Here is a 22,449-nt window from a genome sequence, read left to right as displayed (position 1 = left end):
CGGTTGATGATCGGGTTGATAGGCCAGGGATGTAAGCATTGTGAGGTGTTTAGTTGACTGGTACTAATGGACCGATAGCCAAAATGACAAGATGTTGAGAGGCTTTGGTTGTTTTTGCGTGAGGTTGGGTGTTTGCGTTCACTGTGCGATGACTGGCCACCGTGTGGTGGTTGGTTGGTGTTTTGGTTGTGGCGGTGGTTATAGCGGCAAGGTTACGCCCGGTATCCTTTTCGAACCCGGTAGCTAAGGTTGTTTGCGCTGATGGTACTGCACTCGGTGGGGTGTGGGAGAGTAGGTTGCTGCCGCCATGTTTTTTGTTGATTGTGTGTGGGGTGTGTTTATGTCTTTTGGTGGGGCATAGTACACACCCCACACACTTTTTAATCTCTGCGCGCCAAAATTCAATGCTCAGCGCGCGGCCGAGCTGGAGTCGGCCTAAAATAAGCACAGCATCGTGATTCTTAACAATCGAACTGCGAGGAATGAAATGTCTGACCACGAAGAGTGGAGCGAAGAGCGCTCCGAAGACGACCGCCCGAAAGGACAATGGCGGTCCGCGCGGCAACGGCGCGAACCCTCGCAGCACGATGGAGAGGGCGGCGCGACCCGCGATTCGGGTGATCCCCGCGATGCCTGGAATGACCGCCGCGGAGGCTCACGGCGGCGGGATAATCGAGAGGGAAACTGGAACCGTCACCAAGGGGATCGACGTGGTGGCCGTCGTTATGATCGCGGCCACGACCGTGACTCCTGGGAATCGCGAGATTCCCGTGGCGGGCGCGATGGTGGTTCCCGGCGCTCTTCGTGGAACCGTCAGGGTGAATTCCACGATGGTAGCGGCGAACGCGGACAGAAGGGTGGATTCCACAACCGACGTGACCGTGACAACCATCGTGGATACCGGCGCGATTGGAATGACAGGGATTCGAGTGAATCGCGCGAATCCCGAGGTTCCTGGGATCGCGGCGGTGAAGGCCGCTACGACCGGCGCGGCGGACGCGGTGGCCAGTGGCGCGATAATCGCCGGGACCAGGACAGGCGATTCGGGGGGCGGCGTGATGATCGTTATAATGAGCGTTCCGGGCGCGAAGATCGTCGTCGTACCAACGAAAATGAACCCCGCGATAATGACAACTACGGGCGCCGCGACCACTATGACGACAAGCAGAAGTTTGATCGCGGTGAGCGCCGGCGTGACGACCACCGGCAGGATGACCGGCGCCGTGATGAGCGCCGTCGCGATAGCTACAGGCGTGACGAACGCGGTGGACATCGCGAGGAAGATAAACGGCGGCGTGACGATCGCCGCAGTCGTGGCGTGAAAGATCCCTTTATTCCGGAAACGGTTAATGCTCAGGATCTCGCGGCGGAATCGCGTCGTAAACTCAAGGTTCTCGCGCCAGCGGTGTCCGAGAACGTGGCGCGGCATCTGGTTTATGCCGGATCCATGATGGATCAGAACCCGGAAATCGCCTACGAGCACGCGAAAGCAGCCTACCGGCACGCTGCGCGCATCGACATCGTGCGTGAGGCGCTGGGATTGACGTCCTACTTGACCGGCCGGTACTCCGAAGCTCTGCGTGAGCTGCGCACCTATCGGCGCATGACCGATGATTACTCGCATGTGGCCCTTGAGGCTGATTCCGAGCGCGGATTGGGGCGGCCTGAAAAGGCTCTTGCCTTTATTGCCGAAATTCCGCTCAAGCGGCTCAATACCGCCACCACGTTGGAGTTGGCGCTGGTGACGTCCGGCGCCCGCGCGGACGCAGGGGATTCCGAGGCCGGACTGGCCGTCCTGGAGAAAATCAAGGTTGAAAACCTTGATGAAGAATTACGCGCCCGCGTTGAGCTCATTAAGGCAGATCGTCTCGAAGAACTAGGACGCGTGGAGGAAGCCGAAGATCTGCGTGCGCGCTGGAATCCGGTCTACAATGCAGAAGGCGAAGTCGAGCTTTTCACCGCGGACGAGCCTGAGTCCGAGACAACGGACGTGCCCGATTTTGAAACCGAGACGAACGTAGACGCGGAAAGGGAAGCGGAACAGGCACCGGAAGTGGAGCATAAGGCCGGGGCACTAGCTGAGTCTGATACGACATCCGAGAGTGAACCGGCGTGCGCAGCCGAAGCCGGACCTGAACTGGCGCACGAAGCTGAGGCCGAGGTGCAGGTAATCTCGGAGACGGACCCGAAGCAGGAATCAGAAGAAGAGTAATAGTGAGCCTGATATCGCATTTTGACGGCGCGATTTTCGATCTGGACGGTGTAGTTTACCTCGGGACCGATCCGGCTCCTCACGCTGCCTATGCTTACGGGCGTGCCATCGCTGCTGGTATGCGCCCGCTTTTCCTCACCAATAATGCCTCGCGCACGCAGGAAGAAGTCGCAGCGCACCTCGCGACAGTGGGAATATCAGCCCCGGCAGCAACGGTGCTCACCTCCGCGATGGCGAGCACGCGGCTCGCCGCGTCGCGGGTGCCGGCCGGAGCAAAAGCGCTGGTCATCGGGGGTAACGGTCTGCATCGTGCGGTGAGTGAAACTAGCCTTGTGCCGGTATCATCCGCGGATGATAACCCCGACGTGGTCATTATGGGGTTTTACCCGACAATTGACTGGGCAGCGCTTTCAGAAGTTGCCCTGGCCATTCGCCGCGGCGCCCTTTTCGTGGCCACGAATCTCGATGCTACCCTCCCCATGGAGCGTGGATTTATGGTCGGCTGCGGATCACTCGTGGCCGCGGTAGTTAATGCCACCGGGGTGCAACCACTCTCCGCGGGCAAACCCGATCCTGCGATTTTTGCCATTGGGATGGATATGCTCGGAGCCAGCCATCCTCTCGCTATCGGTGACCGGCTCAATACCGATATTCGTGGAGCGCGTGCCGCAGGTATCGCCAGTCTCCACGTGCTTACCGGAGTGAGTTCTGCTCGCGATATTATGCTGGCTGCACCGGAAGAACGCCCCGATTATCTCGGCGATGATCTGCGGGTCCTCAACGAGGACTACCCGGAGATTCATCGGGAAGGTGAACGCTGGGTGGCAGGCACATCCTGGGCACAGGTTGATAATAGTAACGACGGCGCAGCGGTTCGCCTGGTCACCTCCGATGGATGCGGGCCACATCTGGGGCTGGATACTTACCGAGCCGCGGTGCACGCGGTATGGGAGGCCCGAGATCGCGGGCTGAAGGAGAACGTCACGCTCGGGGAGATCATCGTGGAGCGGCGATGACGGACCAGGAAAGAGCCACGGCACCTGGGGCAACGGTTCCGCTTCCGAGCGCTCCGCTCAATATTGAAGCCGCCTTGGAGAATCTCAACGAGCTCGATCTGCCCGAAAAGATTGAACAGCTGGAGGCGATTCACACCGAACTCGGTCGGCGCTTATCCCGGGCACGGGTCTAAATCAGAAAGGCGAGCCTATGGGGCGTTTAAGGCGCGTTGACGCGGAACTTGTGCGGCGTGGGCTCGCGCGCTCCCGCCAGGATGCTGCGGTGCTCATCCGTGAAGGTCAGGTATTCCTTGACGGAGCTGAGGTAACGAAACCCGCTCGGCAGATGGATCCGGCCCAGGCGCTTCTTGTGAAAGAAGCAGCTCAGGATCGTTACGTTTCCCGCGGAGCATATAAACTGCTGGGTGCCCTCGATTATCTCGGAGACGCCGGCCCACGTGTGGAAGGAGTCCGTGCCCTGGATGCGGGCGCTTCCACGGGTGGATTTACCGATGTGCTGCTGCGGCGCGGTGCTGCCCACGTGGTTGCCGTGGATGTTGGCTACGGCCAACTTGCCTGGAAGCTCCGTGAAGACCCCCGTGTCACCGTGCTGGAACGCACGAATGTGCGCACCCTGGATCCCGCGGCGGTCGCACCCGCGCCTGATCTGGTTGTGGGGGATCTATCTTTTATTTCTTTGCGGCTCCTCGTTGCCCCGCTCGCTGCGGCGAGTTCGCCAACGGCCGATTTTTTGCTTATGGTCAAGCCTCAATTCGAGGTAGGTCGGGAGAAAATCGGTGCGCACGGGGTGGTACGAAACCCGGATTACCACGTTGAGGCGGTATGCGACGTCGCCCTTTCCGCCCGTGCCGCAGGGCTGGCCCTGCAAGCGATCGCTCCTTCGCCTCTTCCCGGGCCGGCGGGGAACGTTGAATACTTTCTTTATATGAAGAAAAATGCTCTTGATCAGCTTGGCGAGAACCTCGAAGAAAGTGTCCGGGCCGCGGTGAAAGCTGGACCAGCGGGGCAAGGACGGCCAGCGCAGTAGCGGGGTAGGATACCTGGGAGAGGGGAGGCATTCGATGGCAGAACCAAAAGTCGCCCTGGTCGTCAATCGCACGTTACCACCGCAGATGGAGCGCGCCGCTCACGATGCGATTGTCGCCCTAGAAGACCGCGGCGTACGGGTGGATACCAGTGAAACTCTGGCGGGTGCCCGCAATGCGGATCTCATCCTCGTCATGGGTGGGGACGGTACGATTTTGCGCGGGGCTGAGTTAGGACGTAGTACCGGCGTGCCCATCCTCGGTATTAACTACGGGCATATGGGTTTTCTTTCCGAAGCTCAACCTGATGAGCTCCCTGCCGTCGTGGAAAGGATTGCCGCGCGCGATTGGGTTATTTCCGAACGAATGACCATTGATGTGCATGTGCAGCGCCCGGATGGCTCCTGTAACGTCCAGTGGGCCCTCAACGAAGTATCGGTGGAAAAGGCTTTTAATTCGCGTCTCATCGAAGCTTCTATCGGTGTGGACGGGCGCGAAATCTCTGCTTTCAAAGCCGACGCGGTGCTACTCTCCACGCCCACCGGTTCTACTGCCTACAATTTTTCGGCGGGTGGACCGGTGGTATGGCCCAGCGTGGAAGCACTTCTTCTCACCCCGGTGGCCGCTCACGCGCTTTTCACCCGTCCTCTGGTGGTTAGCCCCTACTCAACCTTGGAAGTACGGGTTTTGCGTGATGAGGCGATGGTTTCCTGTGATTCACGGCGCCGGCTCGTAGCACCTGAAGGAACCGTGATTACCGCGGTGCGGGGAGAACGTCCCGTCAAGCTCGCCCGACTGAATGAAACACCTTTCTCCGGGCGTCTGGTGGCGCGCTTCCACCTGCCGGTGCGCGGCTGGCGCGAGCGTGAGGTACGGGAATGATCGAACAGGTACGTATCCGCAATCTCGGTGTTATCGCGGAAGCCGAGCTTAATCTATCTCGCGGACTCACCGCACTAACGGGGGAAACCGGGGCGGGAAAAACTATGGCGGTGACCTCCCTTACGTTGCTTCTCGGAGCTAAAGCGAATCCAGCACGGGTGCGGGCCGGGGCCGCCCAAGCGGAAGTGGAAGGAACGTTTCTCGTGGACGCGACTTCCCCAGTGCTAGAACGCATCGCCGAGGCCGGGGGACGGTATGACGTTGAAGGCGATACCGCTGCTGTGATTATTGCTCGGCATATTCCAGCAAAAGGGCGTTCCCGTGCCTTTGTCGGAGGCCGGTCAGTACCCACCGCGGTGCTGACCGATATCGCGGCCGAACTTGTGAGCGTGCACGGCCAATCCGATCAGATTCGGTTGGGTAACCCCGGCCAGCAGCGCGCCGCGGTCGATGAATTCGGAGGTGAAACAATTACGCGGGCTAAAACAACATGGGAACAGGCGTGGAAAAACTACGGTGAAGCCCGCGAAGCCCGCGATACCTTTCAGGCAGGTGCACAGCGTGCTGCGCAACAGCGTTTAGCCTACCGAGCCTTGCTCGACAAAGTTGAGGCGGTCGATCCCCATCCCGGTGAAGAAGAATCTTTGCGGGCGCGCGCCCGGGTGCTTGAAAATGCGGTGGAAATGTACGGGGCATACTCCGCGGCTGCCGAAGCGCTGAGCGGGAGCGACACCGAAAACGGAGCCATATCTGCACTGGGTAGCGCGGCCGCGCAACTCGAGCGTGTTCTTGAACTCAGCGGCCCTGATGTGCCGAATACACAACTTCGGGAGCTACGCGAACGCTTGGAAAATGCCGAAGCCGATATCAACGATATTTATACCGATATCGCAGAATTAGCTCGTGGTACCCAAGCCCAACCCGAGGAGCTCTCTACGATTTATTCGCGCCGCTCCGAACTGGCCGGGCTGCGCAAACAGCTGGGAATGAGCGGCGAAGAAATCCTGCGCGCCGCCGCTGAGGCCCGAGCGGGTCTAGAGAACCTCGATGATCCAGCGGCCACTCTAGAACGTCTTGAGAAGGAGCTTTCGCACGCTCATACGGCCATGGAACAAGCCGGAGCAGCCCTACGTGCCGCGCGTGCCGCTGCCGGGGAAGAACTCGCCCGCGCTGTGGAAACGGAACTTCCCGAGCTCTCGCTGCCCGATGCCCACTTCACCGTGGCTGTCAGCGCCGCGGATCCTGGGCCAGCCGGTGCGGATTCCGTCACTTTTTTGCTTGCTGCCCACCGCGGTGCCCCACTCTCTTCGCTCGCATCGGGTGCTTCAGGTGGTGAGCTCTCGCGGGTTATGCTCGCCCTCGAAGTAGGATTAGCGGCGCGGCGGGCTCAGCGCGGCCACACTTTCCTCTTCGACGAAGTTGATGCCGGGATTGGCGGCCGTGCCGCCACCGCGGTTGGGAAAAGACTGGCGAAACTGGCTGGTAGCGCCCAGGTTATTGTTGTTACTCACCTCGCCCAGGTCGCGGCCTATGCCGAGCACCAACTCGTCGTCGTGAAACAACTTGAAGAAAGTGCCGCGCGCACGGAACTGCGTGACGTCACGGGGCCAGAACGCGAAGCAGAACTCGCCCGTATGCTTTCGGGTAGCGATACCGATGTGGCACGCGCGCACGCCGCTGAGCTACTTAAGGCCGCGAGTGTGGCACTATAAAGCTTGTGGCATCGAAGTTATGGCGAAAAAAGAAGGTCGTTGCGGAAGGCACCCTGGCCGGTCCGGCCAGGGTAGACGCACGCACCAAAAATCTCACTCGTCGTCTCCAAGCCGGCGATGTAGCGATTATTAACCACACGGATCTGGATAGGGTGGCCGCGGAAAACCTTGTCGCCGCGCAGCCCGTTGCCGTGCTCAATGCCGCGAAATCTATCTCGGGGCGCTACCCAAATCTTGGCCCGGCGATCCTGGAAGAAGCCGGTATCCCGCTCATCGATGACCTCGGCCCAGAAATTATGGATATTTCGGAGGGCCAGTGGGTCGATATTGATGGGGCACGCGTGGTGGCAGGCGGACGCGTTATTGCGGAAGGCACTTTACAAACCGCCCAGAGCATCGCGCGTGATAGCGAGGCCGCCCGCGCGGGCATGACCGTGCAACTGCGCGCTTTCGCCGCCAATACCCTCGAATATCTCAACGAAGAACAGGGACTCATCCTCGACGGGGTGGGAATTCCAGATATCCGTACGTCCATGGAGCACCGGCACGTGCTCGTGGTGGTGCGGGGCTACGACTACCGTGAAGACCTGCGCGCCCTGCGTCCCTATATTCGGGAAAATCGCCCGCTCATGATCGGGGTGGATGGCGGAGCGGATGCTCTTCTGGAACTTGGCTACACCCCGGATATTATCGTGGGTGATATGGATTCGGTTTCCGATAAAGCGTTGCGCTGCGGTGCCGAGGTGGTGGTGCACGCCTACCGCGATGGGCGCGCACCCGGCAAGAAGCGGGTGGAGGATCTGGGAGTGGATCACGTGGTCTTCCCGGCTACCGGTACTTCCGAAGACGTTGCCATGCTGCTGGCTGATTCCAAAGGCGCCAAGCTCATTGTCGCGGTGGGAACTCACAATACGATTCTGGAATTCCTCGATAAGGGCCGGGCGGGAATGGCATCAACGTTCCTCACCCGCCTGGTGGTGGGTGGCAAACTCATTGACGCGAAAGGTGTTTCACGCCTTTACCGTTCCTCGATTTCGAACTGGATGCTCGTTGCCCTTATTCTTGCGGGAGTTTTTGCACTCTTCGCGGCCCTGGCTGTTACCGGTGCGGGCCAAACCTTCCTGTCCGTGCTCACCACTCGCCTCGGGGATCTTGCCGAGTGGTTCCGTAATCTCTTCTAGGAAAGTTAGCTGATGGTTGATTTTAGGTATCATCTCGTTTCCCTGGTCTCGGTCTTTTTGGCACTGGCCATCGGAGTGATTCTCGGGGCCGGACCGCTGCAAAATTCCATCGCGCACGGACTTACCGGCCAGGTGGATTCCCTGCGTGAATCGCGTGACAAGATGCGTGTGGAACTCGATCAACGCGGGGCACAGCTTGATGCTGCGTCGACGGCGCTGCTAGGTGCCGGCGAGCAACTCAATGCCGGAACGCTGACCAACCGGCGCGTTGCTATCGTGGCGGCAGCCGGGGCCGACGGAGCTATCGTGGAGAAGACCCGGCAGAGCTTGACCGCGGCCGGGGCTCGTATTACTGGTGAAATCACCCTGGCTCCAGCTTTTACGGATACCGAATACGCTACCTACCGTTCCACCCTTTCCGGTAACCTCGGCTCTTATGTCAAGGACTTGCCGGCCGGTGGTTCCGCGGATGCGATTCTCGGGGCGGCCGTGGATACCGTGGTACGCTCTGCTGCGGAAGATGCGGGGGCGACGACGCTCATCACTCTTCTCACCTCTCCGGAAAATAAGCTGATTGACGTGGCGGTTGCTCCGAGTGAAGCCGCGGAGGTGGTTGTTTTTATCACCTCGGATCCGGCTGAGACCGCACCGGTTCCCGCCGATAAGGCGACCACTTCGCCGCATATCACGGATACCTACCAGGCTGCCTTTGCGGCTATTGCCGGGCGGGGCCCGGCCGTGGCCGTCGGTGCGGGAACAGACGGAAACTCGGTGTTGGGAGCCGTGCGTTCAGCAAAAAACGGATCCACGGTGGATTCTGCGCAAACCGCGCTTGGTGATGTCAATATTCCCATGGCGGCAGCTGCCGAATTGCATGAACGCCACGTACACCTCGGGGTAGCGCCCGGAGCTGATAGTGCGATTGGAGAGCGCCAAAGTGCCTCCGCACCCGCGCAAACAGCGCCCGCTCCGCAGCCTGAACAGGCTCCTGCTCCGGCCCCCGCACCCGCGGAAGGCGGGCAGGCTCCCGAAGGTGGGCAGGCTCCGGCAGGGCAGTAACGGTACCATGGGTTCATGACCCTTTCTGCTTTCTGGAGGAACCAGGTGCGCCTGGGTGCCGCAGCCCTGGCCGGATACGCCGCCGCCCGCGCAGCCGAGAAGCTGCTCGCCCGGCGCACCGCACCCGCCTGGCAGCGCACTGCCAAGGATGGGCGCAGTGTCAGTTTGCGGGAAGGCCCGGTGGCGGTGGCGGGTGTCACCACGGGGTGCACGGTGGGCTCCCTGCTCTCCGGAGGCAGGTGTTCGGGCCATCCCGTGCTCGCGGCGCTTAGCGGCGGACTGGCCGGTTATATCGACGATTTCTACGAGGGCGCATTTTCGCGAACCTCCAAGGGGTTGCGCGGCCACCTCGGAGCACTGGCGCACGGCCACCTGACTTCCGGAGCTTTGAAAATAGTGATTATTGGGCTCGGCGCGGTCGCGGCAGCGGGTTTCCCGATCAGTGCTACCGGGTCTCGTTCCCGGCAGCTCGCCCTGCGCGCTGAACGCGCCGTGCTTATCGCTGCCACCGCAAATCTTATTAATCTCCTCGACCTCGCGCCGGGTCGCGCCTGGAAAGGTACCCTGATCGCGGCTGCTCCTTTTTCTCTTCTCAGTTACCCGCCATCCGGGCCTATTGCCGCCGCACTTGTCGGTACCGGCGTTGCCTGCCTGCCCGCGGATCTCGCGGGCACGGTCATGCTCGGAGATACCGGAGCAAATGCGGTGGGCGCGGCCCTGGGGTGGACGCTTGCCAGCCGCGGGCCTTGGGTGCGGCGCGGGGCGCTGGGCGTCGTCGTCGCCCTTAATATCGCGAGTGAAAAAATATCATTTTCGCGGGTCATCGCAACCCATCCGTGGTTGCGCGCCCTCGACCAGGCGGGCCGGGCATGAAAAAAGTTCTCGGAACGGCACTCGGAGCAGCCGGAACCATAGCGATTCTCACCCTGCTCTCGCGTGCCATGGGGTTTGTGCGCGCCTGGGTGCAAAACGGGGCGCTGGGGGATTCCCTCGCCGGGGAGGCTTATTCGACGGCGAATACCGTCCCCAATGTGCTTTTTGAAATCGCGGCCGGCGGGGCCTTGGCCGCCGCGGTCATTCCGCTGGTCTCCGGATTCCTGGCCAAGGCATTGGCCGCGGAGGTATCCCGCACCGCCTCGGCCTTGTTCACCTGGGTACTTGCCATCGGGATTCCGGTTGCCGGGCTCGTTACCCTGGGCGCCCGGCCCATTATGGACGTGCTCCTGGGGGAGGGATCGCCTGCCGCTAGCGTGGAGTTCGCTGCCACCCTGCTCCGGATTTTCGCCTGGCAAATCCCGCTCTATGGACTGTCGGTCGTGTGTACGGGACTTTTGCAGGCGCATAAAAAATTTGTGCTTCCGGCTCTTGCCCCGCTGCTCTCCTCCGTCACAGTTATTATTACCTTCCTTATTTTCACGCAGCTAGCCGCGGGCCAGCAGCACGATCCGGCGCGGATTTCGCGCACGGCTCTCTATGTGCTGGCCTGGGGGACCACGGCGGGGGTCGCGGTCTTTTCCCTTCCCCAGCTCATCCCGGTGCTCCGCCGCATCACCCTGCGGCCCACATTCCGTTTCCCGCCGGGGGTAGGGCGTCGGGCGCTCCGGTTAAGCGCGGCCGGGCTGGCTGGCCTGCTTGCTCAGCAAATTCAGATCATCGCGGTCATGCTTTTCGCCAATGCCCGCGGTGATGTGGGAACCTACCCGGTTTTCACTTTCGCGAACCAGCTCTATATGGTTCCTTATGCCGTGCTGGCTGTTCCGATCGCCACCGCGGTTTTCCCACGCCTCGCGGAAGCCGCCGCGATCCCCGGGCGCCCGGGCCTGGCTCGGATCACCGCCCGCTCCTCACGCCTTGTCTTCGATATCGGGCTGCTGTGCGTGGCACTGCTGGTGGCCGTTGCGGAGCCCGCCCAGGCACTCTTCGCGGTGGCGCGTCCGGTGGCTCATATGGATACCGCCATGCTGGCCATGGCGCCGGCTCTTCTCGGTTACGCCTTCATTTACCACGGGTCGCGGGTGCTCTACGCAGTGGAGGCGGCCCGCGCGGTCATTATTGTCAATTCTGCGGCGTGGCTGACGGTGGTTGTGGTTCTTATTGGGGCGGCGGGCTTGGGGGTGCGCGGACGCACCGAGGTCCTCATCAGCATCGGTGTGGCGATGTCCGTGGGAATGATCGTGGGCGGGGTTGGCCACATCTTCGCTATCCGGCGCGCGGTAGGCCCCGGGGCGCTGCGGGGCGTCGGATACTCCCTACGGATCGTACTGCCCGCCGCGATGGTAGCCGGCACGGTCGGATATGCCAGCGGGCGCGGAATACTACGCTGGTGGGGGGACGGTGCCCTTGGGGCGCTGGGGGCAACTGCCGGGGCGGGAGTGCTCACCCTCGCCATCGGGGGAGTGGCGCTCTACTTCGTTGACCGGCGGGCGCTCCGGTTGGCGCGCGACGCGGAGGCGCCGTCGACCCAAGAAATGCCCGCCATTGCCGTGGCTTTCGACGAGGCTAATGCATAAACGGGCCTGATGCTCGCACGCCTGCGCAGGGCGGGAAAGGAAATTTTATGTACCAGGATCTGCGTGACGAGTACTGTCCCGCGCATATGCGGCACGTGGGGCGGCGCAATGTGCTCACGTCCCCGTTCATTAACGTGTACGAGGACACGGTGGAACTGCCCAGCGTGGGGGCGCGGATGGATCGTTACTGGGTGGAGCACCGCGATGCGGTGGCGGTGCTCGCGGTACGGGGCAGCGGCGACGGCGCAGCTGAGGAAGTGCTGCTCATCCGCCAGTATCGGATTCCGGTTCGCTCGTTCCTGTGGGAAATTCCGGCTGGCATCCTCGATATCGAGGGTGAGTATCCGATGGATGCCGCGCGCCGGGAGCTGCGTGAAGAAACGGATTATACGGCCGGGGAACTGGAGTTTCTCACCCGTTTCTACACGTCGCCCGGTTTCACTAACGAGCAGCTCACGGTCTATCTCACTCGTAACCCCGCGCCAGTCGCGGCCGCTTTTGCTCGGGAAGATGAAGAGGCCGAAATTGAGGTGCGGTGGGTGCCGCTAGCCCTGGTGCGGGAGGCAATTATGACCGGGCGAGTTGCTAATCCGCAACTGGTGGCAGCGGTACTTGCTTACCTGGCGCGTAGCTCTTAACGACTAGGAGGGTCCGGGCCGATCGCTGTTGCGGTTCAACGCCTGTTTAACAGCGGTTCAACGGCGGTTCTGCACCGCTCTTAGCCACGAGCGTAACTCGTGTGGGCGTGTGGACCCGCGCCGGTAACAACGGTCTTTTTTCCGTCCGGTTAGGCTGTCCAAACTAGATTACGCAACGTTGGTGTTGTTTAATTGGGAGGCGAGGTCCTAGATATGGTCGACCACCGCGTGGTAAGTGGCGGTGCTCAATTCGAAAGAACCTGCGGTCGTGGTCCGGGCGCGCATACGTGCTTGGCGAGGATGTAGAACTGTAACGGGGGTGGTGTTCCAAGTGTCCGAAGATGAAGGCGCAAAGATCCGCCCCCGTGAAGAAACAACCCGCGAAGGTATTCTGCGTCTCATTATGGAACGCGGACCCATTAGCGCCACGGAACTTGCCCGCTTAGCTATCCTTACTCCAGCTGGGGTGCGGCGCCATCTTGTGGCGCTCGAAGATGCGGGTGCTATTACCGAATGTGAGAAACCCGGGCAGCGTGAGGCGCGGGCCGGGCGGCCAGCACGCTACTACGTGGCAACGGATGCCGGGCAGAATGCCGGAGCAACCTCTTATCACACCATGGCGAATGCAGCTCTTGATTTTCTGCGTGAAAATCTGGGGGAGGCCGGAGTGGCGGAATTTGCGCGCCGCCGCGAGCGTGCTTTGGTCGCTCGTTACCGCGATGTGCTTGGGGATACGGAAAATTCGGTGGAACGGTTGCGCCGTCTGGCGCGAGCCCTCACCCAAGATGGTTATGCCGCTTCGGTTCGCGATGTTCCGGGTACCCAGGATGGGCCGCGGCAGATGATCCAGTTGTGTCAGGGGCGCTGCCCCCTGCGCGACGTCGCCACACAGAATAACTTTTTATGCGCGGCGGAAACCCGCGCTTTTCACGAACTACTCGGGGTTCCCGTGCAGCGGTTGGCAACCATTGCATCGGGGAGTCACGTGTGCACGGTGACGCTGCACGCTAACAGCGTTTAAATCGGGAGGAAACACATGGCACAAACACGGCACGAGGCAGCAATTGCGGAGGCCGTGGCGCAGCAGGAACACGTTATTGCGAACCTGTCTGGCGCCTATGAATTTGGGTGGCACGATACCGATACCGCCGGGGCTCACGCGCGCCGCGGTCTAGATGAAGGTGTCGTGCGCGCGATTAGCGCGGCGAAGGAAGAACCGGAATGGATGCTCAAACGGCGCCTGCGCGCTTTGCGCCTTTTTGAGAAACGCCCCATGCCCACGTGGGGAGCTGATCTTTCCGGTATCAACTTTGATGACTTCAAATACTTCGTGCGTGCCACCGACCGCCAGGTGACCGATTGGAACGATCTTCCCCCGGAGATCAAAAACACCTATGACCGGCTCGGCATCCCGGAAGCTGAAAAAGAACGCCTGGTGGCCGGGGTGGCTGCCCAGTACGAATCCGAGGTGGTCTACAACTCGATTCGCGCGGATTTGGAAGAACAGGGCGTTATTTTCGTGGATACCGATACCGCACTGCGTGAGCACGAGGACCTGGTGCGGGAATACTTCGGTACCGTTATTCCGGCCGGCGATAATAAATTCGCATCCCTCAATACCGCGGTATGGTCGGGTGGCTCTTTCATTTATGTCCCGAAGAATGTCCACGTGGATATTCCCTTGCAGGCGTACTTCCGTATCAACACCCAGGCAATGGGGCAGTTTGAACGTACGCTCATTATTTGTGATGAAGGCTCCTACGTGCACTACGTGGAAGGCTGTACCGCCCCGATCTACTCTGAGGACTCCCTCCACGCCGCCATCGTAGAAATCATTGTGAAAAAGAACGCCCACTGCCGTTACACCACGATCCAGAATTGGTCGAATAACGTGCTCAACCTCGTCACCCAGCGTGCGACCGTAGCAGAGGGGGCCACGATGGAATGGGTGGACGGTAATATCGGTTCACGTCTCAATATGAAATACCCGGCTTGTGTGCTCCTGGGTGAACACGCGCACGGGGAAGCGCTTTCCGCGGCTTTCTCCGGCCCCGGCCAGCATCAGGATACCGGCGCGAAAATGCAGCACCTGGCGCCGAATACCACCTCCTCGATTGTCTCGAAGTCGATTTCGCGCGGGGGCGGGCGCTCCTCCTATCGCGGTCTCGTGCAGGTTTCGGAAGATGCTCGTGGCTCGAAATCTAATGTGGTCTGCGATGCGCTGCTCGTAGACGATATTTCCCGCACGGATACCTACCCGTACGTGGACGTACGCACGGACGACGTCGAGATGGGGCACGAAGCCACCGTGACGAAGGTGAGCGAGGAACAGCTCTTCTATCTCATGCAACGTGGCCTATCCGAGCAGGAAGCCATGGGTATGATCGTGCGCGGTTTCGTAGAGCCCATCGCTCGGGAACTGCCTATGGAATACGCACTCGAACTCAATCGTCTTATTGATCTGCAAATGGAAGGGAGTGTGGGCTAATGGTCAGTACTGATCATTCCCAGGCGGTGCTGGCAGATGAAGGATTCCATACCGCGCACGCCGACCGCTCGGATCGCTTCGCCTCCTTTAATCCGGAGGAGTTCCCGATTCCGCGCGGAACCGGAGAGGAAGAAGATTGGCGTTTTACGCCGATGGATCGGGTAGCCCCGTTCATTAAGGACGTGGAGGGGGTGCGAGATGCCACCGTCACCGCCACCGTCGTGGGCGGTGCCTGTGTGGAAGAAGTGGACCGCAGCGATCCGCGCTTAGGTACAGTCGGGAAACCCGACGACCGCGCGGCGGCCCTCGCCTGGTCCGCTTTTCAGCGTGCGCATATCGTCACCCTCGATGGAAGCGAGCACGCGGACGTCGTCGCCATTATCAACGGGGAAGGAAAGCTGAGCGTTGCCCACACCCTTATTACCGCGGCCCCGGAGGCTAGCGGCACCGTAGTGCTCGAGCACACCGGTAGCGGCAACCTCACCGAAACCGTGGAAATTGAGGTGGGGGCGCATGCGGATCTCACCGTTGTTTCCGTGCAGGAACAGGAACGCTGTGCTTCCCAACATTCCGCCCAGCGGATCCGAGTGGGAGAAGGCGCAAAATTCCGGCATATCGTGGTGACCATCGGCGGGGATCTCATCCGCATGACCACCGCGTGCGAATTGGAAGGAGAGCGTTCCGATAGCGAGCTGCTGGGTGCCTATATCACCGAAAGCCACCAGCATCACGAGCACCGCATTTTCGTGGATCACGTGGCCCCGCACTGCAAATCTCGCGCTACCTACAAGGGTGCGCTCCAGGGCGATGAGGCGCATTCGGTGTGGATCGGGGATGTGCTCATCCGGGCTCAGGCCGCCCAGACGGATACCTACGAACTCAACCGCAACCTGGTACTCACCGAGGGAGCCAAGGCCGATTCGGTGCCTAACCTGGAGATTCTCACCGGAGATATCGCTGGGGCTGGGCATGCCTCAGCAACGGGCCGTTTTGATGATGAACAACTCTTCTACCTCATGGCACGGGGAATTCCCGCCGATGTGGCGCGCCGCCTGGTAGTGCGCGGTTTCTTCGCCGAATTGGTGGAGCAGATCGAAGTGGATTCGGTGCGCACCAAGCTCATGGATGCCATCGAACGGGAACTCGATTTAGCCGATGCCGGAAACGGGGAGGATGCATGAGCTGGCAGCAGGTGTGTACCACCGCGGATCTCGAGCCGGAAAGCGCCCTGAGCGTGGAAGTCCGCGCTGCTAACGGCGCCGTCGTACCGGTATGCATCGCACGCGACTGCCACGGCACCTGGCATGCCGTGGGCGATATCTGCACTCACGAAGACGTCAATCTCAGCGACGGCGAAGTTTTTGATACCACAATTGAATGTCCCAAACACGGGGCGGAATTCGACCTGTGTTCCGGGCGTGCGCTCACGCTCCCGGCGGTCACACCCGTGCCCGTCTACCCCTTGACCTGCGATAATGACGGCCGCGTTTTTATTGACGTGGACACAAGACCTGAGGAGAAGTAATGGCTACTCTCGATATTATTGATCTGCACGCCTCGGTGATCACTCCCGAAGGCCCCAAACCGATTCTGCACGGTGTCAACTTGCATATCGGTGATAATGAGATCCACGCGATTATGGGCCCGAACGGTTCGGGTAAATCGACCACGGCGTACGCGCTGGCCGGGCATCCTTCCTATGAGATCACCTCCGGTCAGGTGCTGCTCGACGGCGTGGATATTACGGATATGACCGCTGATGAACGCGCCCGCGAGGGACTTTTCCTCGCCATGCAGTACCCGGTTGAAGTACCGGGGGTATCTGTCTCGAATTTCCTGCGCACCGCGAAAACCGCGATTGACGGAGAAGCTCCGAAACTGCGTGAATGGTCCCAGGCATTGCGCAAGGTCACGGAGAAATTGCGCGTGGATGCCGATTTCATCAAGCGTGATCTCAATGTGGGCTTCTCCGGTGGGGAGAAGAAACGCACCGAAGTGCTCCAGATGGAATTACTGGAACCGAAGATCGCCGTTTTGGACGAAACGGATTCCGGCCTAGACGTAGATGCGCTGCGCGTGGTTTCTGAAGGGATCGTCGATGTGCATGAACGCACCGGTAATTCGCTGTTGCTCATCACCCACTACAACCGAATTTTGCAGTACGTCAAACCCGATTACGTCCACGTTTTCGCCGGCGGCAAGATTGTGCGCACCGGCGGACCTGATCTGGCAAGCGAACTGGAAGCTTCCGGTTACGACAGCTACATCGAAGCGGAGGCGAAGTAGGTGAGCGCCGTGCGCCCGCTGGTGGCGCGGGAAGATTTCCCGATCCTCGCCCGCCCGATGCGCGCCGGCCAGACCCTCGTGTACTTAGATTCCGGGGCGACGGCGCAGCGTCCGCGCGCCGTTCTGGACGCGATGGTGGATTTCGATACGCGCTCCAACGGAGCGGTCAAACGCGGCAGCCACCTTCTCGCGGAGGAATCTACCGTGGCTTACGAAGAAGCCCGCGCGAAAGTGGCGGTCTTCATCGGGGCGGCGCCCCAGGAAATAGTGTGGACCAGCGGGAGCACCCAGTCCCTCAATCTCCTCGCCTACGCGATCTCCAATGCCACGGCGGGACGCGGATGGGGTAATGCGGATCGTTTTCTGCTGCGTGCCGGTGACGACATTGTGGTCACCCGGGCCGAACACCACGCGAATCTGCTGCCTTGGCAAGAGCTGTGTGAACGTACCGGCGCCCGACTCACGTGGCTTGAGCTGGATAGCGAAGGACGAATTGACCCGGCTAGTCTCGGGGTTATCGGGCGGCGCACTCGTATCGTTGCTTTCACCCACGTTTCGAATGTGACCGGGGCGGTATCTCCGGTAGCGCAGATCGTGGAAGCTGCCCGCGCGGTGGGTGCTTTTACAGTTCTGGATGCCTGTCAATCGGTGCCGCACCTGCCCGTGAATGTCCGGGAGCTGGACGTGGATTTCGCTGCTTTTTCAGGACATAAAATGTACGGGCCCACCGGTGTGGGTGTGCTGTACGGGCGTGAAGAACTCCTCGCGGATCTGCCGCCTTACCAATTCGGTGGCTCGATGATCGAACGGGTGACGATGGAAAAAACGCGCTATGCGCGTCCGCCGGCGCGTTTTGAGGCGGGAAGTCAGCCGGTCACCCAGATTGTGGGCCTTGCGCGTGCGGTTGATTACCTCAGCGCTATCGGCATGGAGAAGGTGGCACGCTATGAAGATGCGCTGACGGTCCAGCTCCTCGAAGGCCTCGGGCAAATCCCGGGGATTCGGGTGCTCGGACCGCGCGGGGGAGTTGGTCGTACCGGGATCGCGGCTTTTACCGTTGACGGTGTGCACCCGCATGACGTGGGGCAATTCTTGGATGCGCGCGGTATTGCCGTGCGGGTGGGGCACCATTGTGCCCAGCCCATCCACGATTTCTTCGGGGTGCCTGCCTCGGTGCGTGCCTCCGTGGGGATATATACAACAAGCTCGGATATCGACGTGTTTCTGGAGGCGTTGAGCCAGGTCCGCGGCTATTTCCGGGCGGAAGGATAGGTACGTGAGCGAACTCGATGAGCTCTACCAGCAGATTATTCTTGACGCGGCGCGTGAACGTCACGGGGAAGGCGAGCTGGCGCCGGTGGGAGCCGGCGCGGGTGCGGCTACCGGGGGCAACGCGGCTGATGCGGCCCTGCAGGCCGGGCCGCATGGGGAGTCCACCCAGGTCAATCCCATGTGCGGGGATGAAGTGACCCTTGAGGTGCGCCTGTCCCCGGATGGGGAGAAGATCGCCGAGCTTGCTTGGCGAGGGCAGGGGTGTTCTATTTCCCAGGCCTCGATTTCCATTATGAATGACCTGGTCGCCGGGCAGTCTATCGAGCATCTCGCCGCGCTCTACACTTATTTCCGCGAGATGATGGATAGCCGCGGGGCGGAGCTGTCGGAGGCAGCCGCGGATGCGCTGGAAGATGCCGCCGCTTTTCACGGTGTCGCGCGGTTCCCCATGCGTATCAAATGCGCGCTGCTTGGCTGGATGGCGGTCCGCGAAGCAACTGACGAAGCTCTTCAGCATCTCGGCAATTCCAACGGGCAGGAGAGCATCTCCGCGACGAAGGACGTCGCGGGACATGTGTCGCAGAACACGAAGGAGACCCCGGAACAATGACGGAGAAGGACACAACCTCGCCGGTACCCGAGGCCACAGTGCCCGTAGCGGAAACCTTGAGCGCGACGAGCATTCCTCAAGCGACTCCGACGGCGGCCGAGGAACATATTGGTGAAGTTATTTACACGGATGGCGATAGCCCGGTGGATGACGTCGACCCTTACCTCGTCCTCGAGGCGATGAAAGAGGTTATCGATCCGGAGCTGGGCGTCAATATCGTCGACCTCGGCCTGGTCTACGGCGTGACCACGAACGGCCGCCACCTCCACCTCGATATGACTCTCACTTCGCCGGCCTGCCCGCTTACAGATGCCATTACTGACGGCATCATTATCGCCACGGAGGATCTTGTTGACGACGTGGATATTAACTGGGTGTGGCTACCGCCGTGGGGCCCCGAACGCATTACCGAAGACGGCCGCGATGACCTGCGCGCCCTCGGTTTCAATATTTAGTACGACGACGCCCGTGCGCCCAGAAAACTCTGGGCGCACGCCGCTTCCGCCAGCGCCCCTTTAGCGCCAGGTATTGCAGGCATGGAAATCGCCTGTTTCATAGCCGGTTGTCAGTGCATCCATCCGCTGGGCAGATGACCCATGGGAGAATTTTTCCGGGTTGACAGCCATCCCGGCGCTTTCTTGGATATGGTCATCGCCGATCGCTGCCGCGGCATCAATCGCGCTGGCGAGCTGCTCACGGGTGGGGGCTTGCAGAATCGGTATCCCGCTGGCCGGATCCACCGTGCTTGCAGCGTGATGCAGCCAGAGGCCAGCGAAGCAATCAGCTTGCAACTCCGAGCGTACCTGCGAAGAACCGGGGCCGGTATCACGCGGATTAATACGCTCGAATACCCCGGTGAGATTTTGGATATGATGCCCGAATTCGTGGGCCACCACATAGGCCTGTACCAGGGTGGTGTTCTCTGCCCCAAAATTAGCTTCTAGCTCGTCAAAAAAGGTGGTGTCGAGGTAGACGGTTCTATCGGCGGGGCAGTAGAAGGGACCCACCTGACTGGAGGCATTCCCGCACCCGGTGCTTACTCCCTCGGAAAAGAGTGCGAATCCGGGAAGCTCATAGGGGGTGCGAGCCGAGCGGGGAAGTTCACCTTCCCAAAAAGTGTCGAGGGATTGAGCTATCGCCACCATAAAACACTCGGTGGAGGCATTGGCATCCGCCCCGGTACGGCACTTGTCCGCAAAATCGGACGTGGTGGATTGCTGGGCGGAGTTTTCCTGAGGTGACCCGCCGGGGGAGAGGGCCGCCGGCGGGGGAGTGCCGGTTACTATGTACCACACCAGGGCAATAATGATGCCGGTCACGCCCATGCCACCGCCGATGAAGGCACCGCGTCCGCGGCCGCGATTTTGTACTCTCGCCCCGTCGAGGCGCACGCCGTCGTTAACACTCATGACGTCGAGCCTACCCTTCTGCTCCGCACCCCGTACCCGTTTCCGCAACCGCGGGTCAGTATTGCGCGATGGCGTACCCGAGGGGGAGCGCGGCTACGATCACACAAAGGACACAGGCGAGGAAACTCCATCCGGCTGCCCTGCGGAACCGTAGTTGTCCGGGAGTAGCGCGCTGTTCGCGCGAGAGGGTGACGGCGGTGAGTACTAGGCCTGCCACGGTGCCGAGCCAGGCGAGGAGTTGGACGAGCAGGCGACCGTGTCCGAGAAATACGCAGGCGGCAGCGCAGACGGATATCATCACGGGTAGCACATAGGCGGTGTGGTTCTCCGGATGTTCGCCGGGATTCGGATCGGGTGCGGAAGATGCTGTCGTCACCTCTCCATTGTCTCGCGCGCGGGCTACGTGCACCAGTGGTGCCTGACCGTGACAGCATATGCAGGCCGGGTTCACCGGTGGCGCGCTGACGTGATGAGCAATGCGGCTCGGAGATGGTTTTCTCGGTAAAGTAGGCCCTTGTGATTACGGCTTCTGATCTCACGATCCGCATCGGCACGCGTGAACTTGTCCAGCACGCCAGTTTTCAGGTCCACAAGGGTATGCGCGTGGGCCTCGTGGGGCGCAATGGCGCCGGCAAAACCACGATGACTCGCCTGCTGGCGGGTGAGGGCACCACGTCGGATGCCGTTGACTACGAAGGAACCCTGCACCGCAGCGGTACCATCGCCTACCTCCCGCAAGATACCCATGATGGGGACCCGAATCAGATAGCTCGGGATCGTATCCTGGAAGCCCGCGGAATTGACGCCACGATTCGCCGGATTCGCAAAGCGGAAAAGGATATGGCGGAATGTACCGGAACGCGCCAGCAAAAAGCCATGGAACGCTACGTGCGTCTCGATCAGGAGTTCACCGCGGCTGGGGGCTGGGCTGCGAATGCGCAGGCCTCCCAGATGGCTGCCGCGCTGGGCTTGGATGAGCGGATTCTCAACCAACCGCTGGGGACACTTTCAGGTGGGCAGCGCCGGCGCGTTGATTTGGCACGGGTGCTCTTTTCCCAGGCAGATACGCTGCTTTTAGACGAACCGACCAATCACCTCGACCATGATTCTCTGCTGTGGCTGCGCGATTACCTCTCCACATATTCGGGTGGTTTCGTGGTGATTTCCCACTCGGTGGATTTGCTAGAAGAAACGGTCACGGCGGTGTGGCATTTGGATGCCAACCGTGCGGTTCTTGACCAGTACGCGATGGGTTGGTCGGCCTATCTTAAACAGCGCGAAACCGATGAACGCCGACGCCGGCAGATGCGTGCCAATGCCGAAAAGAAAGCGGATCAGCTACTGGCGCAGGCTAATAAGATGCGCGCGAAGGCCACGAAGGCGGTGGCCGCCCAAAATATGGCGAAACGCGCGGAGAAGCTGCTTGAGGGGCTGGAAGAAGAACGCGCGGATGATAAGGTCGCAGCGTTACGCTTCCCCGAGCCGTCCCCGTGCGGAAAAACACCGTTGCGGGCCCGCGGCCTGTCGAAATCCTACGGTTCGCTGGAGGTTTTCACCGGTGTTGATCTGGCAATTGATCGCGGTTCGCGCGTCGTCGTTCTGGGCCTCAACGGCGCGGGTAAAACTACACTTTTGCGTTTACTGTACGGAACGGAAACCCCGGATACCGGCGAAATAATCCCGGGGCACGGTCTCAAGCTGGGCTATTACGCACAGGAACACGATTTCATCGATACGGATAAAACTGTGGTGGATAATTTGCGCTATGTCGCCCCCGAGTTCGATGAAACAGGCTTACGTACCGTGCTCGGTTCGTTTTTGTTTTCGGGCGACGACGCCGATAAGCCCGCACGTGTCCTTTCCGGCGGTGAAAAGACCCGTTTAGCGCTGGCCATGCTGGTAGTCTCGCGCGCCAACGTGCTGTTGCTGGACGAACCGACGAATAATCTTGACCCGGCATCTCGAGAAAAAATCCTGGGTGCCCTGGGTAAATATGAGGGAGCCGTCGTGCTCGTCACGCACGACGAAGGTGCCGTGACCGCACTTGATCCCGAGCGGGTGCTTCTCCTCCCGGACGGCGATGAAGACTTGTGGAGCGACGACTATTTGGAGTTGGTCTCCCTCGCCTAGGTGCCGGTGAGCATTCGCG

The 22,449-nt window shown here is 60.8% G+C and carries 23 protein-coding genes and 1 rRNA gene; 22 read left to right on the top strand and 2 right to left on the bottom strand.

Features of this window, described 5'->3' with window-relative positions; genetic code table 11:
- The first annotated feature begins 190 nt into the window (after positions 1-190).
- From rrf to ACRQEG_RS06030, 21 genes are all read left to right on the top strand, one after another.
- Positions 191-308: ribosomal RNA gene (gene rrf / locus ACRQEG_RS06130) — 5S ribosomal RNA — on the top strand.
- 330 nt (positions 309-638) lie between these two features.
- Positions 639-1,322: a hypothetical protein gene (locus tag ACRQEG_RS06125; RefSeq protein ID WP_320757213.1), complete on the top strand. Its 684-nt coding sequence runs from the start codon at positions 639-641 to the stop codon at positions 1,320-1,322.
- Positions 1,319-2,212: a hypothetical protein gene (locus ACRQEG_RS06120; protein ID WP_320757212.1), complete on the top strand. Its 894-nt coding sequence runs from the start codon at positions 1,319-1,321 to the stop codon at positions 2,210-2,212. Before ACRQEG_RS06125 ends, ACRQEG_RS06120 begins: the two co-directional genes overlap by 4 nt.
- Before the next feature lie 2 nt (positions 2,213-2,214).
- A complete protein-coding gene (locus ACRQEG_RS06115; RefSeq protein ID WP_320757211.1) occupies positions 2,215-3,228 on the top strand; it encodes an HAD-IIA family hydrolase in 1,014 nt (337 codons plus the stop codon).
- Positions 3,225-3,401, top strand: coding sequence for a hypothetical protein (locus ACRQEG_RS06110; protein ID WP_320757210.1), 177 nt, complete (start codon positions 3,225-3,227; stop codon positions 3,399-3,401). The genes ACRQEG_RS06115 and ACRQEG_RS06110 overlap by 4 nt, the downstream gene beginning before the upstream one ends.
- A 17-nt stretch (positions 3,402-3,418) precedes the next feature.
- Positions 3,419-4,255: a TlyA family RNA methyltransferase gene (locus ACRQEG_RS06105; protein ID WP_320757209.1), complete on the top strand. Its 837-nt coding sequence runs from the start codon at positions 3,419-3,421 to the stop codon at positions 4,253-4,255.
- 34 nt (positions 4,256-4,289) lie between these two features.
- Positions 4,290-5,135 carry an NAD kinase gene (locus ACRQEG_RS06100; protein ID WP_016442696.1) on the top strand — a complete coding sequence of 282 codons (846 nt, stop codon included), beginning with the start codon at positions 4,290-4,292 and terminating at the stop codon, positions 5,133-5,135.
- A complete protein-coding gene (gene recN, locus ACRQEG_RS06095; RefSeq protein ID WP_320757208.1) occupies positions 5,132-6,847 on the top strand; it encodes a DNA repair protein RecN in 1,716 nt (571 codons plus the stop codon). Before ACRQEG_RS06100 ends, recN begins: the two co-directional genes overlap by 4 nt.
- A 5-nt stretch (positions 6,848-6,852) precedes the next feature.
- A complete protein-coding gene (steA, locus tag ACRQEG_RS06090; protein WP_016442698.1) occupies positions 6,853-8,028 on the top strand; it encodes a putative cytokinetic ring protein SteA in 1,176 nt (391 codons plus the stop codon).
- Between the two features lie 12 nt (positions 8,029-8,040).
- On the top strand, positions 8,041-9,087 hold the full coding sequence (locus tag ACRQEG_RS06085; RefSeq protein ID WP_320757207.1) for a copper transporter: 1,047 nt from the start codon (positions 8,041-8,043) through the stop codon (positions 9,085-9,087).
- Positions 9,088-9,102: 15 nt separating this feature from the next.
- Positions 9,103-9,960, top strand: coding sequence for an MraY family glycosyltransferase (locus ACRQEG_RS06080; RefSeq protein ID WP_274734092.1), 858 nt, complete (start codon positions 9,103-9,105; stop codon positions 9,958-9,960).
- Positions 9,957-11,597, top strand: a complete 1,641-nt coding sequence (gene murJ / locus ACRQEG_RS06075; RefSeq protein ID WP_274734090.1) for a murein biosynthesis integral membrane protein MurJ — start codon at positions 9,957-9,959, stop codon at positions 11,595-11,597. The genes ACRQEG_RS06080 and murJ overlap by 4 nt, the downstream gene beginning before the upstream one ends.
- A 47-nt stretch (positions 11,598-11,644) precedes the next feature.
- Positions 11,645-12,235 carry an NUDIX domain-containing protein gene (locus ACRQEG_RS06070; RefSeq protein WP_435733815.1) on the top strand — a complete coding sequence of 197 codons (591 nt, stop codon included), beginning with the start codon at positions 11,645-11,647 and terminating at the stop codon, positions 12,233-12,235.
- A 319-nt stretch (positions 12,236-12,554) separates the two neighbouring features.
- On the top strand, positions 12,555-13,256 hold the full coding sequence (locus ACRQEG_RS06065; RefSeq protein WP_435730852.1) for a helix-turn-helix transcriptional regulator: 702 nt from the start codon (positions 12,555-12,557) through the stop codon (positions 13,254-13,256).
- 15 nt (positions 13,257-13,271) lie between these two features.
- Positions 13,272-14,723, top strand: coding sequence for a Fe-S cluster assembly protein SufB (sufB, locus tag ACRQEG_RS06060; protein ID WP_016442704.1), 1,452 nt, complete (start codon positions 13,272-13,274; stop codon positions 14,721-14,723).
- The gene (gene sufD / locus ACRQEG_RS06055) at positions 14,723-15,904 is read left to right on the top strand and encodes a Fe-S cluster assembly protein SufD (protein WP_320757204.1); all 1,182 of its coding nucleotides are present in this window, start codon (positions 14,723-14,725) and stop codon (positions 15,902-15,904) included. Before sufB ends, sufD begins: the two co-directional genes overlap by 1 nt.
- Positions 15,901-16,248, top strand: coding sequence for a Rieske (2Fe-2S) protein (locus ACRQEG_RS06050; protein WP_274735466.1), 348 nt, complete (start codon positions 15,901-15,903; stop codon positions 16,246-16,248). The genes sufD and ACRQEG_RS06050 overlap by 4 nt, the downstream gene beginning before the upstream one ends.
- Entirely contained in the window at positions 16,248-17,009 is a 762-nt protein-coding gene (gene sufC, locus ACRQEG_RS06045; RefSeq protein WP_016442707.1) for a Fe-S cluster assembly ATPase SufC, read from the top strand. The genes ACRQEG_RS06050 and sufC overlap by 1 nt, the downstream gene beginning before the upstream one ends.
- Positions 17,010-18,281 (top strand): SufS family cysteine desulfurase, encoded by a 1,272-nt coding sequence (locus ACRQEG_RS06040; RefSeq protein WP_320757203.1) that lies wholly within the window; start codon positions 17,010-17,012, stop codon positions 18,279-18,281.
- 4 nt (positions 18,282-18,285) lie between these two features.
- Positions 18,286-18,891, top strand: coding sequence for a Fe-S cluster assembly sulfur transfer protein SufU (gene sufU, locus ACRQEG_RS06035; RefSeq protein ID WP_320757202.1), 606 nt, complete (start codon positions 18,286-18,288; stop codon positions 18,889-18,891).
- Positions 18,888-19,346, top strand: coding sequence for a metal-sulfur cluster assembly factor (locus ACRQEG_RS06030; RefSeq protein WP_320757201.1), 459 nt, complete (start codon positions 18,888-18,890; stop codon positions 19,344-19,346). Before sufU ends, ACRQEG_RS06030 begins: the two co-directional genes overlap by 4 nt.
- A gap of 60 nt (positions 19,347-19,406) precedes the next feature.
- Here ACRQEG_RS06030 and ypfJ read toward each other — a convergent pair whose 3' ends face one another.
- A complete protein-coding gene (ypfJ, locus tag ACRQEG_RS06025) occupies positions 19,407-20,300 on the bottom strand; it encodes a KPN_02809 family neutral zinc metallopeptidase (protein WP_320757200.1) in 894 nt (297 codons plus the stop codon).
- A gap of 55 nt (positions 20,301-20,355) precedes the next feature.
- A complete protein-coding gene (locus tag ACRQEG_RS06020; protein ID WP_435733814.1) occupies positions 20,356-20,676 on the bottom strand; it encodes a hypothetical protein in 321 nt (106 codons plus the stop codon).
- Between the two features lie 140 nt (positions 20,677-20,816).
- On the opposite strand from ACRQEG_RS06020, the gene ACRQEG_RS06015 reads away from it, so the two are divergent.
- The gene (locus tag ACRQEG_RS06015) at positions 20,817-22,430 is read left to right on the top strand and encodes an ABC-F family ATP-binding cassette domain-containing protein (protein ID WP_320757198.1); all 1,614 of its coding nucleotides are present in this window, start codon (positions 20,817-20,819) and stop codon (positions 22,428-22,430) included.
- The last annotated feature ends 19 nt before the right edge of the window (positions 22,431-22,449 follow it).

Source organism: Actinotignum stranguriae, assembly GCF_051265215.1.
In the GTDB taxonomy this organism is placed as follows: Bacteria; Actinomycetota; Actinomycetes; order Actinomycetales; family Actinomycetaceae; genus Actinotignum; species Actinotignum schaalii_C.
Note: the sequence above shows the minus strand (reverse complement) of the source record. Positions and strands in the feature narration are given on the sequence as shown.

Bases quoted from the DNA above. Each gene is read 5' to 3' on its own strand.
- ACRQEG_RS06125 (WP_320757213.1), top strand. From the start codon at position 639: ATGACCGCCGCGGAGGCTCACGGCGGCGGGATAATCGAGAGGGAAACT.
- ACRQEG_RS06110 (WP_320757210.1), top strand. From the start codon at position 3,225: ATGACGGACCAGGAAAGAGCCACGGCACCTGGGGCAACGGTTCCGCTT.
- ACRQEG_RS06105 (WP_320757209.1), top strand. From the start codon at position 3,419: ATGGGGCGTTTAAGGCGCGTTGACGCGGAACTTGTGCGGCGTGGGCTC.
- ACRQEG_RS06100 (WP_016442696.1), top strand. From the start codon at position 4,290: ATGGCAGAACCAAAAGTCGCCCTGGTCGTCAATCGCACGTTACCACCG.
- recN (WP_320757208.1), top strand. From the start codon at position 5,132: ATGATCGAACAGGTACGTATCCGCAATCTCGGTGTTATCGCGGAAGCC.
- ACRQEG_RS06085 (WP_320757207.1), top strand. From the start codon at position 8,041: ATGGTTGATTTTAGGTATCATCTCGTTTCCCTGGTCTCGGTCTTTTTG.
- ACRQEG_RS06080 (WP_274734092.1), top strand. From the start codon at position 9,103: ATGACCCTTTCTGCTTTCTGGAGGAACCAGGTGCGCCTGGGTGCCGCA.
- murJ (WP_274734090.1), top strand. From the start codon at position 9,957: ATGAAAAAAGTTCTCGGAACGGCACTCGGAGCAGCCGGAACCATAGCG.
- ACRQEG_RS06070 (WP_435733815.1), top strand. From the start codon at position 11,645: ATGTACCAGGATCTGCGTGACGAGTACTGTCCCGCGCATATGCGGCAC.
- sufB (WP_016442704.1), top strand. From the start codon at position 13,272: ATGGCACAAACACGGCACGAGGCAGCAATTGCGGAGGCCGTGGCGCAG.
- sufD (WP_320757204.1), top strand. From the start codon at position 14,723: ATGGTCAGTACTGATCATTCCCAGGCGGTGCTGGCAGATGAAGGATTC.
- ACRQEG_RS06050 (WP_274735466.1), top strand. From the start codon at position 15,901: ATGAGCTGGCAGCAGGTGTGTACCACCGCGGATCTCGAGCCGGAAAGC.
- sufC (WP_016442707.1), top strand. From the start codon at position 16,248: ATGGCTACTCTCGATATTATTGATCTGCACGCCTCGGTGATCACTCCC.
- ACRQEG_RS06030 (WP_320757201.1), top strand. From the start codon at position 18,888: ATGACGGAGAAGGACACAACCTCGCCGGTACCCGAGGCCACAGTGCCC.
- ypfJ (WP_320757200.1), bottom strand. From the start codon at position 20,300: ATGAGTGTTAACGACGGCGTGCGCCTCGACGGGGCGAGAGTACAAAAT.